This is a genomic window from Streptomyces sp. NPDC044044, from assembly GCF_056434405.1.
In genome coordinates, this window is sequence record NZ_JBWKFG010000001.1 from 1 (window position 1) to 14,272 (window position 14,272).

Annotated in this window: 9 protein-coding genes and 1 pseudogene; 5 read left to right on the forward strand and 5 right to left on the reverse strand. The window is 70.8% G+C overall.

Going from position 1 to position 14,272, the window contains the following annotated elements:
* Positions 1-81: pseudogene (locus AC07AG_RS00005) on the reverse strand (electron transfer flavoprotein subunit beta); the annotation flags it as partial.
* 108 nt (positions 82-189) lie between these two features.
* Here AC07AG_RS00005 and AC07AG_RS00010 point away from each other — a divergent pair.
* Complete coding sequence (locus tag AC07AG_RS00010) at positions 190-897, forward strand: TetR family transcriptional regulator (RefSeq protein ID WP_478750208.1); 708 nt, start codon at positions 190-192, stop codon at positions 895-897.
* A gap of 116 nt (positions 898-1,013) precedes the next feature.
* The gene (locus tag AC07AG_RS00015; RefSeq protein WP_478750210.1) at positions 1,014-1,394 is read left to right on the forward strand and encodes a Zn-ribbon domain-containing OB-fold protein; all 381 of its coding nucleotides are present in this window, start codon (positions 1,014-1,016) and stop codon (positions 1,392-1,394) included.
* 28 nt (positions 1,395-1,422) lie between these two features.
* On the opposite strand, the gene AC07AG_RS00020 is transcribed toward AC07AG_RS00015, so the two are convergent.
* From AC07AG_RS00020 to AC07AG_RS00030, 3 genes are all read right to left on the reverse strand, one after another.
* Positions 1,423-2,958, reverse strand: a complete 1,536-nt coding sequence (locus AC07AG_RS00020) for an AMP-binding protein (RefSeq protein WP_478750212.1) — start codon at positions 2,956-2,958, stop codon at positions 1,423-1,425.
* A 180-nt stretch (positions 2,959-3,138) separates the two neighbouring features.
* Positions 3,139-4,629 carry a SufS family cysteine desulfurase gene (locus AC07AG_RS00025; RefSeq protein WP_478750214.1) on the reverse strand — a complete coding sequence of 497 codons (1,491 nt, stop codon included), beginning with the start codon at positions 4,627-4,629 and terminating at the stop codon, positions 3,139-3,141.
* Entirely contained in the window at positions 4,616-6,004 is a 1,389-nt protein-coding gene (locus AC07AG_RS00030) for a family 2B encapsulin nanocompartment shell protein (RefSeq protein ID WP_478750216.1), read from the reverse strand. The genes AC07AG_RS00025 and AC07AG_RS00030 overlap by 14 nt, the downstream gene beginning before the upstream one ends.
* 334 nt (positions 6,005-6,338) lie before the next feature.
* Between AC07AG_RS00030 and AC07AG_RS00035 the strand changes: the two genes are divergently transcribed.
* The gene (locus tag AC07AG_RS00035; RefSeq protein WP_478750218.1) at positions 6,339-7,196 is read left to right on the forward strand and encodes a GNAT family N-acetyltransferase; all 858 of its coding nucleotides are present in this window, start codon (positions 6,339-6,341) and stop codon (positions 7,194-7,196) included.
* Positions 7,197-7,315: 119 nt separating this feature from the next.
* Here AC07AG_RS00035 and AC07AG_RS00040 read toward each other — a convergent pair whose 3' ends face one another.
* Positions 7,316-9,616 carry a glycoside hydrolase family 3 N-terminal domain-containing protein gene (locus tag AC07AG_RS00040; protein ID WP_478750220.1) on the reverse strand — a complete coding sequence of 767 codons (2,301 nt, stop codon included), beginning with the start codon at positions 9,614-9,616 and terminating at the stop codon, positions 7,316-7,318.
* A 195-nt stretch (positions 9,617-9,811) separates the two neighbouring features.
* Between AC07AG_RS00040 and AC07AG_RS00045 the strand changes: the two genes are divergently transcribed.
* Both AC07AG_RS00045 and AC07AG_RS00050 read left to right on the forward strand, forming a co-directional pair.
* Entirely contained in the window at positions 9,812-11,743 is a 1,932-nt protein-coding gene (locus tag AC07AG_RS00045; protein WP_478752135.1) for an ABC transporter ATP-binding protein, read from the forward strand.
* Positions 11,744-11,944: 201 nt separating this feature from the next.
* Complete coding sequence (locus AC07AG_RS00050; protein WP_478750222.1) at positions 11,945-14,251, forward strand: arylsulfatase; 2,307 nt, start codon at positions 11,945-11,947, stop codon at positions 14,249-14,251.
* Positions 14,252-14,272: the final 21 nt, after the last annotated feature.

The following is a 14,272-nucleotide window of genomic DNA, read 5'->3' on the forward strand; positions in this document are numbered from 1 at the left end:
GACGGTCAGGTCATCGGCGAAGTGCCGGTCGCCGGTGGCGTCGGGCACGTACTTCACGGTGACAACGATCCTCAAGCTCACGCCGGCTCTCCTACCTGGTGCGGTTCGTTATGACGACGGTATGGCACTCAGTACCCCCTGTAAAGGTACGTAGTGCCAGATAGGCCTTCACGATGCTACGTTCCCCGCATGACTGAGGCACGCGGAGCAGCGAAGAAGGCCCCCATGCGGGAGGTGCTCGCCAAGGCGGCGTTCCAGCTGTTCCTGGAGCGCGGCTTCGAGCAGACCACCGTGGACGACATCGTGGCGCGGGCCGGTGTGGGGCGCCGCTCCTTCTTCCGGTACTTCCCGTCGAAAGAGGACGCGGTCTTCCCCGACCACGAGAGCTGCCTGGCCGACATGACGGCGTTCCTGGAAGCGGCCGACGGCGCCGATCCCGTGGACGCCGTGTGCGACGCGGCCCGGATCGTGCTCCGGATGTACGCCACGAACCCCGAGTTCTCCGTGCAGCGCTACCGCCTCACACAGGAGGTCCCCGGCCTGCGTACGTACGAACTCTCCGTGGTGCGCCGCTACGAACGCACCATGGCCGGCTACCTCCGCGCTCGCTACGCCGACGCCGATGACGGCTCCCTGCGCGCCGAGGTGATCGCCGCCGCCGTGGTCGCCGCGCACAACAACGCCCTGCGCTCCTGGCTGCGTTCGGGCGGCGACGGCGACGCGGAGGCCGCGGTGGACCACGCGCTCGGGCTCGTGCGGGACGGGTGGGGGAGCGCCGCCACCAGCGGGGGAGCGGACGCCGACGCCGCTGACGAGGTCGTCGTCATGGTGGTCTCGAAGCGCGCCCCCATGTGGCGCGTGGTGCAGCGCGTCGAGTCGGCCCTCGGCCAGGACTGAGCAAAGCAGCACTCAGTACCTTTACCTTCTGGCACTCAGTGCCATATGGTGCGGATGCGTCGACGCCGAGCGCGGCGCATCCGAGCCGAGTGCAGGTCAATGCAGGGGGTCGAGTCATGTCCCAGCAGGAATTGAGCATCGCTCCGACAGAGCACGAGCGAACCGGCATGATCTACCAGCGCTGCCGATGGTGCGGCACCGCGTCCTTCCGGCGCATGCTGTGTCCGGTGTGCGCGTCCAGCGATCTGGCGGCCGAGCAGAGCGACGGCGAAGGCGTCGTCGTCCAGTCCAGCGTGGTCAACCGCTACACGGGGACCGCACGCAACGAGTCCCTCGTCCGCTTCCCCGAAGGGTTCGTGTTCCGCTGCCGCGTCGTGGGCGCCTCACCGCATCTGGTGTGGGTCGGCGCGCGTGTGCGGCCCGTGGCCGGGTCCGATCCGGAGACCGGGGAGGCCGTCTTCGAGCTCTGCGAGACGCACACGAGCGTCGACTGGTAGCGCTTCCGGCAGGTGGTGGTGCCGCCGATCAGTTGACGCCCCGCTCGTGCCCTTCCCAGTAGGGCCCGCGCAGCTTGTACTTCTGGAGTTTCCCGGTGGCCGTGCGGGCCAGTTCCGCGCGGAACTCCACCGAGGTCGGCGCCTTGAAGCCGGCGAGATGCTCCTTGCAGTGCCGGATGAGCTCCTCCTCCGTGGCGTGCGCGCCCGAGGCGAGGACGACCAGGGCCTTGATGGTCTCGCCCCACTTCTCGTCCGGCACTCCGATGACCGCGACCTCGGCGACAGCGGGGTGGCTGAACAACACGTCCTCCACCTCGATCGAGGAGACGTTCTCACCGCCGGTGATGATGACGTCCTTCTTGCGGTCACTGATCGTCAGATGTCCGTCCGCGCCGATCGACCCGCCGTCGCCCGTGTGGAACCAGCCGCCCTCCAGGGCCTGCGCGCTCTCCTCGGGCTGCTCCCAGTACCCCTCCAGGATCACGTTCGACCGGGCGAGCACCTCGCCCTCGTCCGACGTGCGCAGCGTCACGCCCAGGGCCGGGGCACCGGCCTGGACCAGCTTCTCCGCGCGCTGCTGCGAGGTGAGGTCGTCCCACTCGGCGCGGGTGCGGTTGATGGTGAGCAGGGGAGAGGTCTCGGTGAGGCCGTAGATCTGGATGAACTCCCAGCCCAGCTCGGACTCGACCTGCTCGACCGTCTTGGTGGGCGGCGGAGCCCCGGCGACGATGATGCGCACCCGGTCCCGGCCCGGGATCTCCCCCTCCCACGAACGCGCGGCGGCGAGCACCGCGTTGACCACCGCGGGCGCCGCGCACATCACCGTGACCCCGTGCTCGGCCACGCGGCGCAGGATCTCCGCGCCGTCCACCTTGCGCAGCACGATCTGGCGCGCGCCCATGCCGGACATCGCGAACGGCATGCCCCAGCCGTTCGCGTGGAACATCGGCAGGGTGTGCAGATAGACGTCCCGGTCCGTGACCCCGGCGTGCAGCGCGAACGTCAGGGCGTTCACCCAGATGTTGCGGTGCGTGATCTGTACGCCCTTGGGGCGCGCGGTCGTACCGCTGGTGAAGTTGATGGTCGCGGTGGCGTTCTCGTCGTGCTCCCAGGGCTCGGGCTCGGTGTCGAACCGGTACAGCTCCGCGTCGGCCTCCGCTCCGAGCGTGAAGCGGTGCTTGCAGGCCACCTCCGAGAGGCGGTCCTCCAGCTCGGGGTCGACAAGGAGCACGCTCGCCCCCGACCGGGCGACGATGTAGCTCACCTCGTCGGGCGAGAGGCGGAAGTTGACCGGCACGAGGACCCGGCCGTGGCCGCTGACGCCGAAGAACGAGGTCAGCAGCCGCGCGCTGTTGTGCGAGACCACGGCCACCCGGGCGCCGTGCGACACCCCGAGCGCGTCGAGACCGGCGGCCTGTGCCCGCGCCAGCTCACCCACGCGCCGGTAGGTGAGACCTGTCCAGGGCTCGGCAGGCTGGTCGGGCTCGTCGACGATGCCGACCCGGTCGCCGTACACGGCCGTGGCGCGGTCCAGAAAATCAAGGGCCCCGAACGGGACGAACATCCGGCCTCCTGAAGCTCAGTCGATGTACGTCGCCTATCCGACCATGCTCCCCGGAAACTGGACACCCCGATGAACCCTGCCCCCGACACCCCGGTCCGCGCGTGCCGGACGGGACGGACGTGCAGGACGGGCCGGAACATCCGGCCCGTCCTGTATGGTGCGCGGCGACTGGCGTCGCGGCTAGGGCCGTTGAGGCTGCTCGGCCTCGGGCGCCTCCTGGAGCCGCCGCAAGGACGCCACCAGCTGATCCACCTCCTCCGACGTGTTGTAGAGCGCGAGCGACGCGCGGGCCGCCGACTCCAGGCCGTAGTGGGCCAGCGCAGGCTGGGCGCAGTGGTGGCCCGCGCGGATGGCGATGCCGTCGCGGTCGAGCCAGTCGGCGACACCGGCCGGGTCGTGGCCCGCGAGCGTGAACGTGAGGACCGCGATCCGCTCGGGCGCCGAACCGAGGACCTCAAGGCCCGGCACCGTGGCCAGCGCCTGTTGGGCGTACGTCATGAGCGCGGTCTCGTACGCGGCGACGGCGTCCCGGTCGAAGGACGTGAACCAGTTCAGCGCGGCCAGCAGGCCGACCACGCCCGAGATGTGACCCGTCCCCGCCTCCAGGCGGTGCGGGACCGGCGCGAACGTGGTCCGCGTGAAGTCGACCGACTCGATCATGTTGCCGCCGCCCTGCCAGGGCCGCATGGCCTGCAGGATCTCCGGCTTCGCGTAGAGCGCGCCGATGCCGGTCGGTGCGAAGAGCTTGTGCCCCGAGAAGGCGTAGAAATCGGCGTCCAGATCCTGCACGTCGACCGGGAAGTGCGCGACGGCCTGCGCCCCGTCCACCAGGACCTTGGCGCCGTACCGGTGGGCGAGGGCCGTCATCTCCTTCACGGGCGGGACGGTGCCGAGGACGTTCGACGCGTGGCTGACGGCGACGAGCTGGGTGCGGGACGAGAGGAGGTCGGCGTAGGCGTCCTGGTCGATCGCTCCCTCGGGTGTGAGGGGGATCGGGACGACCCTGGCGCGGGTCTCCTTCGCGATCAACTGCCAGGGAACGATGTCGGAGTGGTGTTCGAGGGTGGCCACCAGAATGTCGTCCCCGGGACCGAGGTTGCCCCGCCCCCAGCTCTGGGCGACCAGGTTGATGGCCTCGGTCGTGCCGCGTACGAAGACGATGTCGTCCGGCGACCCGGCCCCCAGGAACTGGGCGACCGCCGAACGCCCCGCCTCGTACATCTCCGTCGCCTCGCGCGCCATGGTGTGCGCGCCCCGGTGGATGTTGGAGTTCGCGGCGCCGTAGTAGGCGCCGAGCGCCTCGATGACCTGGCGCGGCTTCTGCGTGGTGGCGCCGTTGTCGAGCCAGACGAGGGGGTGGCCGTTCACGGTGCGGTGCAGGATCGGGATGTCCTGGCGCGCCGACTCGGGCGAGAACCCCGGGGGTTGGAGCTGCGGGAGCGCGCCCGGACCGGGGGCCGCGGCCGGGGAAGCGGGTTCCGCGGGGGCCGTCGGCAGCACCGCCGTCGACCCCGTCGACCCCGGCAGCCCCGTCGGAGCCGCACCCGCACCCATGCCGGACGGTCCCGGCACACCCGGCACACCCGGCACACCCGGCACCCCTGGCACCCCCGTCACACCCGAAAGCCCCGGAACGCCGAGCCCGCGCGCCGTGACGTCAGGAGTAGTCATGGTAGTTCGACACCTCGACGTTCTGCAGGACGGCGATGGCGTCCTCGACCAGGACCGCCGTGTTGAAGTACGCCGTCATCAGGTACGACGTGATGCCCTTCTGGTCGACGCCCATGTTCCGCATGGACAGGCCCGGCTCGACCTCGTCCGCGACGCCCGCGGGACGCAGACCCACGACACCCTGCTCGGCCTCGCCCGTCCGCATCAGCAGGATCTCGGTGGTGCCGACGCCGGCGCCCATGCCGTTCGAGAACCGCACCTTGTCCGAAGGGATCAGCGGAACGCCGCGCCAGGTCAGGAGCGGACTGCCGAAGCGGTTGTCCGTCACCGGGGGCACGCCCCGACGCGTACATTCACGGCCGAAGGCGGCGATCGCCCTCGGGTGGGCCAGGAAGAAGCCGGGCTGCTTCCAGACCCGGGTCAGCAGCTCGTCCATGTCGTCGGGGGTGGGGGCGCCGGTGCGCGCCTGGACCCGCTGCCCGGCCGAGACGTTGTGGAACAGGCCGTACTCCGGGTGGTTGAGGAGCGAGGACTCCTGCCGCTCCCGCAGCGCCGCGATGGTCAGGTTGGACTGCGCGCGCGTCTGGTCGATGGGCCCGTTGTAGAGGTCGGCGACCCGGGTGTGCACGCGGAGCACCGTCTGCGCGAGCGTCATGTGGTACTCACGCGGCGCGTCCTCGTAGTCGACGAACGTCCCCGGCAGATCGGGCTCACCCACGTGCCCGGCGCTCAGGTCCACCGGCACCTCGGCACCGGGTGTCATGCCGTCCCCGTCGCAGTACGCGGTGATCGCACCCCCCAGCGCCTCGTCCCGGTCGGCGAGCCCCGCGAGCGCGCTGCGGTCGGCGCAGAGTGCCACACCCGGGGTGAGCGCCTTGACGCGGTACGGCATCGCGGCGGTCCGCGTCCACGCGCCGAGGTCGAAGAACTGGCCGTCGCCGACGACTTCGAGCAGTGCGTCCTCGCCGTACCGCCCGGTCACCCGCTTCTCGGCCTTGCCCTGCACGATCACCCACAGCCGGTCGGCGGGGTCGCCCTCCTGGGCGAGGACCTGCCCGGCCTCGAAGGTGACCTCGGTGAAGGCACCGGCCAGCTCCGCGAGCAGCGCGTCGTCGGCGTCGCGGAGGTAGGGCACCTCGCGTAAGTCGCCCGGCACGACCCGCTGCGAGCCGCTCTCCTCGTACGTGGTGATGCGGTCGTCGCCGAGCACGAACGTCCGGCGGCGGTTCACCCGGTAGGTGCCCGACTCGACGTCCACCCAGGGCAGGGCGCGCAGCAGATACCGCGGCGTGATGCCGCGCATCTGCGGAGTGGTCTTGGTGGTCGTCGCCAGTTGCCGTGCGGCATCCGGGCCGAGTGCGAGCCGGTCGTTCACTGGAACCTCCTGGAAGAACGGTCTTTCGTGGCTGCCGCGATGGCATTCGGCGCCGATCGTCTTCGCGTTGTTCCATGACCGCAAGTCATCGTTTTTCAAGGGAAGTTGAGAAAAGGCCGGAAGTGGACGAACACGGGCCCCCGCACCCTGGGACCACCGTCCCAGGCCTGTTCCGGGAATTGCCTCCACAACAGAAATCGGGCTCAAATCATCCCAATACCGGAGCCAAGCACCCCTGAAAGGAGCGCTTATGTCTCGAGTGGCGGGGACAGGAGTCGGGAAGGATGGTTCCGGCGCGAGGGACGGTCCCCTCCGGCGTACGAAGGGTGCAGCGATGACAGATTCGGTCCCTGGGGAGCTCACCGTCTCGCGGGCGACGCCCGACGAATGGCGGGTCGTCAGCGGATGGGCGGCGGACGAGGGCTGGAACCCGGGCCTGCGGGACGGCCCGTCCTTCTTCGCGCAGGACCCCGAAGGCTTCTTCCTGGGCCGCATCGAGGGCGAGCCGGTCTCCGCGATCTCGGTCGTGAACTACGGCGAGCTGTACGCCTTCCTCGGCTTCTATCTCGTCCGCCCCGACCTGCGCGGCCACGGCCACGGCCTCGCCACCTGGCGGACCGCGCTCGCCCACGCGGGGAACCGTACCGTCGGCCTGGACGGCGTGGTCGCCCAGCAGGACAACTACCGCCGCTCGGGCTTCGAGTTCGCCCACCGCACCATCCGCTACGCGGGCACCGTGCCCGAAGGCGCCTCACGCCCCCCGCAGATCCTGCCGGTCGAGGCCGCGGGCCTGCGGGCGATCACCGCGTACGACGCCGAGAGCTATCCCGCCGACCGCCCGCGCTTCCTGGAGTCCTGGCTCACCGCTCCCGGGCACCGCGCGCTCGCCCGTATCGTCGACGGCCGCATCACCGGATACGGCGTGCTGCGTCCGGCCCACGGCGCCCTGCGCATCGGACCCCTGTTCGCCGATACGCGCGCCGACGCGGAGGAGCTCTTCGACGCGCTGACGGCGGATGCGGACGGCGTACCCGTCGTCATCGACGTCCCCGAGTCCCAGCCGCACGCCGTCGCCCTGGCCGAGACGCGCGGCATGAAGCCCACGTTCGAGACCGCCCGTATGTACACCGGCCCGGTGCGGGAGCTGGCCCAGGAGCGGATCTTCGGTGTGACCACGCTCGAACTCGGCTGAGGACCGAACGCGGCTGAGGATCGAACGCGGTTGAGGATCGAACGCTGCTGAGGGAGGCGAGGGCCGGGCCCCACCGGGACCCGGCCCTCCCGTTCAGCTGCCTCCGGTGTCTCCGGTCGTCACGTGATCGTCAGCCTCTTCTTGTCCTTGGCCTCGGAGCTGTTGCCCACGTAGATGTCCACGGCCCCCTCCTCGACACGGAACTCACCGTTCTCCGCGTTCGTCCAGAACCCGAAGTCGTCGGCGCCGAGCCGGAAGCGGACGGTTCGCGACCTGCCGGGCTCAAGGGTCACCCGGCGGAACCCGCGCAGCTTGCGCACCGGCTGGGCGATGCTCGCCGCGATGTCGTGGACGTACAGCTGGACGACCTCGTCGCCCGCGCGCCCGCCCGTGTTGCGGACGGTGACCGAGACCTCCAGGGTGTCGCCCTTGCGCAGCTCCCGCGCCGACACGCGGTCGCGGCTCAGCTTCGGCTCGCCGATCTCGAAGTCCGTGTAGGAGAGCCCGTGGCCGAAGGCGAACTGCGGGTCCGGGGGCAGGTCGAGGTACTTGGACGTGTACTTGTTGTCCGCGTTGTAGGGGCGGCCCGTCGACTCGTGGTTGTAGTGGACGGGGATCTGGCCGACCGTGCGCGGGAACGACACGGGCAGCTTGCCGCCCGGATTGACCTTGCCGAACAGCACGTCGGCGATCGCGTTGCCCGCCTCGAGACCCGGGTGCCAGGCCTCCAGTACGGCGGGCGCCGACTTCAGCCAGCCGCCGACGGTCAGCGGGCGCCCGTTGACCAGGACCACCACGAACGGCTTGCCCGTCCCTGCGATCGCCTCGATCAGCTTCTCCTGTGCGCCCGGCAGGCCGATGTCGCTGCGCGCCGCCGCCTCGCCGCTCATCGCCGGGGGCTCGCCGACCACGACGACGGTGACGTCCGCGCTCTTGGCCGCGGAGACAGCGGCCGGGATACCGCTGGTGTCCGTGCCCTCGGGGTCGACGCCCTTCGCGTACGTCACCTTCGCCCGCGGAGCCGCCGCCTTCACCGCGGCGAGGACCTTGCCCGAGGGGAAGCTCTTCGCCGCGCCGGGGAACGCCCATGTGCCAAGGAGGTCCTCGGAGTCGCCGAACGGGCCGACGACCGCGATCGACCCGGCCGACTTCTTGAGCGGAAGCGCCTTGCCGTCGTTCTTCAGGAGCACCATCGAGCGGGCGGCGGTCTCGCGTGCGGCCTTGCGGGCCTCCGCGGACGGCTTGTCGATGGCGGTGTCCTCGTCGACGTACGGATGCTCGAAGAGGCCGAGCTCGAACTTCAGGCGCAGGATGCGTGCGACGGCCTCGTCGAGGCGCTTCTCGCTGATCCGGCCGCCGCTCAGCAGCTTCTTGCCGTGCTTGGCCAGGTCCGTGCTGGCCATCTCCATGTCGACGCCGGCGTTCAGGGCGAGGCGGGCCGCGTCGGCGCCGTCCTCGGCGAAGCCGTGCGCGATCAGCTCGTCGACGCCGTTCCAGTCGCTGACGACGAAGCCGTCGAAGCCCCACTCCTTGTACAGGATGTCGGTCAGCGTGTGGGAGTTGCCGTGGGCCGGGACGCCGCTGATGGTGTTGAAGGAGGCCATCACCGTGGCCACGCCCGCGTCCAGCGCGGCCTTGAACGGCGGCAGATAGTGGTTGCGCAGGCGCGACTCCGAGACGTCGACCGTGTTGTAGTCCCGGCCGCCCTCGGCCCCGCCGTACGCGACGAAGTGCTTGGCGCAGGCGGCGATGCGGTCCTTGGCTTCGAGACCCGAACCCTTCGCGCCCTGATAGCCCTCCACCTTGGCCACGGCGAACGCCGTCGTGAGGTACGGGTCCTCGCCGCAGCCCTCGGCGATGCGGCCCCAGCGCGGCTCGTGCGTGACGTCCATCATCGGCGAGAACGTCCAGTGCACGCCGTTCGAGCGGGACTCCTTCGCCGACACCTCGGCGTCCAGCCTGGTGACCTCCGGGTCGAAGCTCGACGCCTGGGCGAGGGGAATCGGGAACGTCGTCCACAGGCCATGGATCACGTCGAGGCCGAAGAGCAGCGGAATGCCGAGCCGGGACTCCTCCACGGCCATGCGCTGCAGGGCGTTGCTGCTCTTGGCGCCGAAGATGTTCAGGACCGAACCGAGCCGTCCGGCGCGCGCCGCGTCCTCGACGTCCTTCGTCTCGCTGCCGCCGGGACCCGTGCTGACGGCCCAGGGGAGCTGCTGCAGCTGCCCCAGTTTCTCTTCGACAGTCATACGGTCGAGCAGCTTCTTGATCTTCGGGTCAAGAGGGCTCGGGGGGTTCGGGGCGCTCGGGCGCTGCGGCGCGGCCTGGGCGATTCCGGTGCCGGCGGCCGTGAAGCCGCCTCCCGCGACGGCAGTGCCGCCGATCGCGGACAGCAGAGTACGCCTTCGTAGCTCTCGCATGTGTTCGCCTTCTCGCATCAGGAAGTCGACAACCTCTGTGATGGCCACAAGAGTTGAAGCGAAAGTACGTTCCTGTTACATGCAGGTCAAGGGATGCGGCAGGGACGCGCGGGGCGCTTGTTCCGAACATGCGCCTGTCTTTCCCCGGATGCTTGACCTCAAGGAAACTTGAGGTTCTACGTTCTTCTCATGAGCATGGAAACGACAGCCTGGACCCAGCTGCAGAGCGTCATGCACGCCGAGCAGGACCGCCGCCCCTTCGCCCGCGCCACCTTGCGCCGCATCGGCACCTTCGCCCGCCCGCACAAACGCCGCATCGTCCACTTCGTGCTCCTGAGCATCGTCACCGCACTGCTCGCCGTGGCGACCCCCGTCCTCGCGGGCAGCGTCGTGGACACGATCGTCTCGGACGGCGAGTCCTCCCTCGTCGTCCGGTACGCCCTGCTCATCGCCGCCATCGCCCTCGCCGAGGCGGGCTTCGGCCTCCTGGGGCGGTGGCTGTCGGCGAACCTGGGGGAGGGGCTCATCCTCGACCTGCGCACGGCCGTCTTCGACCACGTACAGCGCATGCCCGTCGCCTTCTTCACCCGGACCCGCACCGGCGCCCTGGTCAGCCGCCTCAACAACGACGTGATCGGCGCACAGCGCGCGTTCAGCAACACGCTCTCCGGCGTCGTCGGCAACGTGGTGACGCTGCTCCTGACCCTGGCCGTGATGCTGACGCTCTCCTGGCAGATCACGCTCCTCGCGCTCGTCCTGCTGCCCGTGTTCATCGTGCCCGCCCGCCGCATGGGCTCGCGGATGGCGAAGCTCCAGCGCGAGGCCGCGCACCACAACGCGGCGATGGGCACGCGCATGACCGAGCGCTTCTCCGCTCCGGGCGCCACGCTCATCAAGCTCTTCGGGCGTCCCGGCGCCGAGTCCGAGGAGTTCGCGACGCGGGCCCGCCGGGTGCGGGACATCGGCGTCCGCACGGCCATGGCGCAGTCCACCTTCATCACCGCGCTGACCCTGGTGTCGGCCCTCGCCCTGGCGCTCGTCTACGGCCTCGGCGGCTACTTCGCACTCAACGGCACCCTGGAAGCGGGCGCGATCGTCTCCCTCGCCCTGCTCCTGACCCGCCTCTACGCGCCGCTGACCTCCCTGGCCGGAGCCCGGGTCGAGGTCATGAGCGCGCTCGTCAGCTTCGAGCGGGTCTTCGAGGTCCTCGACCTGAAGCCCCTGATCGACGAGAAGCCGGACGCACGTGAGGTTCCCTCGGGCCCGGTGACGGTGGAGTTCGACGACGTCCGCTTCGGCTACCCGTCCGCCGACAAGGTCTCCCTGGCCTCCCTCGAAGAGGTCGCCTCCCTCGACACCCGAGGCGGCGACGAAGTCCTGCACGGCCTCTCCTTCCGCGCCGAGCCCGGCCAGACCGTGGCGCTCGTCGGATCGTCCGGCGCGGGCAAGTCGACGATCGCGCAACTGCTTCCCCGGCTGTACGACACGGACGGCGGGGCCGTACGCATCGGGGGCATCGACGTCCGCGACCTCTCGGCGGCATCCATGCGACAGACGCTCGGCATGGTCACCCAGGACGGCCACCTCTTCCACGAGTCGGTCCGCGCCAACCTGCTGCTCGCCCGGCCCGATGCCACCGAGGACGACCTGTGGGACGTCCTGCGCAGGGCCCGCCTCGAAGTCCTCGTACGCTCCCTGCCCGACGGCCTGGACACGGTGGTCGGCGAGCGCGGCTACCGCCTCTCCGGCGGCGAGCGCCAGCGGATGACCATCGCCCGGCTGCTGCTCGCCCAGCAGCGGGTGGTCATCCTCGACGAGGCCACGGCGCACCTGGACAACACCTCGGAGGCAGCGGTGCAGGAGGCGCTCGCCGAGGCCCTTGAGGGCCGCACCGCGATCGTCATCGCGCACCGGCTCTCGACGGTGCGGTCCGCCGACCAGATCCTCGTCGTCGAGGCCGGGCGGATCGTGGAGCGCGGGACGCACGACGAACTGCTCGCGGAGGAGGGCCGGTACGCGGAGCTGTACCGGACGCAGTTCGCGGGGAAGGCGGAGAAGACGGAGGAGACGGAGAAGGCGGAGAAGACGGTGAACGCGGTCGCGGAGAAGGCGGGGGTGGCGGCGTAGGCGCGCGGGTTCATCTCCGGCTCCTCCGGTCCTGCCCCGTCGGTCCACGACGGGGCAGGACGCTTTCGTGTCCCGTTCCCTGCCCCATTCAGCCAGCGCATCGTTGTCTCAAGTGACGGTCCATCAAGTCGCTTTGAAATAGCGTGAGTTCAGTCTTCGGCGCACTTGCGTCGACGGGGCAAGGTGCCCACACTTGCCGACGTGACTTCGTCGCGCAGGCCCTGTACGTCGAGGCTCGGCCCCGTCCCCCCGGCCGCCCCCCGCCCCGCCCCGGGCTCCCCGGACGTCGTCGTCATCGTCCTCGACGACCTGGGATTCGCCCAACTCGGCTGCTACGGCTCCGACATGGCCACCCCGCACATGGACCGCCTCGCCACCGACGGGCTGCGCTTCAACCGCTTCCACGTCACCGCGATGTGCTCCCCGACCCGCGCCAGTGTCCTGACGGGCCGCAACCACCACGCCGTCGGCATGGGCTTCCTCGTCGACCTGCCGATCGCGTACCCCGGCTACACCGCGCGCCTGCCGAAGTCCGCGGCGCCGCTGCCACGACTGCTGCGCGACGCGGGCTACTCCACACTCGCCGTCGGCAAATGGCACCTCACCCCGCGCTGGGAGCGCACGGCATCGGGGCCGTTCGACCGTTGGCCGCTCGGCTACGGCTTCGAGCGCTTCTACGGATTCCTGCAGGGCGACACCAACCACTACGCCCCGCAGCTCGTGCGCGACAACCACTACACCGAGCCCCCGGCGGGCCCCGACGACGGCTACCACCTCAGCGAGGACCTGGCCGACTCGGCGATCCGCACGATCCTCGACCAGAAGCAGGCCACCCCCGACAAGCCGTACTTCCTCTACTTCCCGCTCGGCGCGACACACGCACCGCACCATGTGCCCCGCGCCTGGAGCGAGAGCTACCGGGGCCGGTACGACCAGGGCTGGGAGCGCTGGCGCGAGGAGACGTTCGCACGGCAGACCGCGCTCGGCGTCGTACCGGAGGGCACGGAGCTCTCGCCCCGCCCGCCCTGGATCCAGGACTGGCGCGGGCTCGACGGGGACGAGCGGCGGGTCTTCGCCCGCATGCAGGAGGTGTTCGCCGGGTTCCTCACCCACACCGACGCCCAGATAGGGCGCCTGACCGACTTCCTGCGCCGCACCGGGCGCCTCGACAGCACCCTCGTCCTCGTCCTCTCCGACAACGGGGCGAGCGCGGAGGGCGGCAGCCTCGGCACCCTCAACGAACACCGCTTCACGGCCCGTTCGGGCGACAGTGCCGCCCGCAACCTCGCCGCGCTCGACGACTGGGGAGGCCCCGCGACCTACCCGCACTACGCCTGGGGCTGGGCCTGGGCGGGCAACACCCCGCTGCGGCTGTGGAAGCGCTACACCTGGCTCGGCGGCACCCGTGCCCCGCTCATCGCCCACTGGCCGCGCCGCGTCCAGGACCCGGGAGCCGTCCGCTCCGGGTTCGCGCACGCCGTCGACCTCATGCCGACGATCCTCGACGCGTGCGGGGTCCGGGTGCCCACGGAGGTCGACGGCGTGCCCCAGCAGCCGGTGGACGGCCGCAGCCTGCTGCCCGCCATGGACGACCCCGGTCATCAACCGCCGAGCCCCACCCAGTACTTCGAGATGCTGGGCTCCCGCTCGCTCGTGCACGGCGAGTGGAAGGCGACCACCGACCACGTCTCCCGCGGAGTCGCGGACGAGGAACGCCTCCTGCCCGGCAGCCGCGACTTCGCGGCGGACCGCTGGTCGCTCTTCCGCCTCGCGGACGACTTCGCCGAGGCGCGCGACGTGGCGGATCAGCACCCCGACGTCGTACGGAAGCTGGCCGCGCTGTGGGACGAGGAGGCCGTACGCAACGGCGTGCTGCCCCTGGACGACCGCATGCAGGAACGCCTCACCGCGATGATCCCGCCCGCCTGGCCGCCGCCCGCCCGCGCGGCCTATGTGCCGGGCGGCACACCCGTCCACGACGAGGCGCTGCCGCTGCTCTTCGGCGGATTCACGCTGACGGCCGACGCCGAGGTGCCGGACGGCACGGCGGCATCCGGGGTGCTGTGCGCGCTCGGCGACCTCAACGGCGGGTTCGTCCTGTACGCGCGGGAGGGCCGCCTCACCTTCGCCTGCTCACGGGCAGGGGACCTGGACCGCGTGGTGGCGAGCGAGCCGCTCACCGCGGGGCGGCACCAGGTGGGCGTGCGGTTCGACGCGGAGCATCGAGAGGGTGGCAGCGGGACCTTCAGCCTCAGGGTGGACGGCGAGGACGTGGCGACGGTCCCGCTCGGCGGCCCGTTCCCGTACACCTTCCAGCACGGGGGCACGGGGCTGTGCGTCGGCCAGGACCGGGGGCTGCCGGTCGATGCGGGGCACTACCGGCCCCCGTTCCCCTGGCGGGGGACCGTGCACGAGGTGGTCGTCGACACCACCGCCGCACGGGTGGCGGGCAAGGCGGCGAAGCGGTCCGCAGAGGACGAGCTGCGGGGGGCGCTGCACAGCGACTGACCGTGCGGTGAACAGCACGAA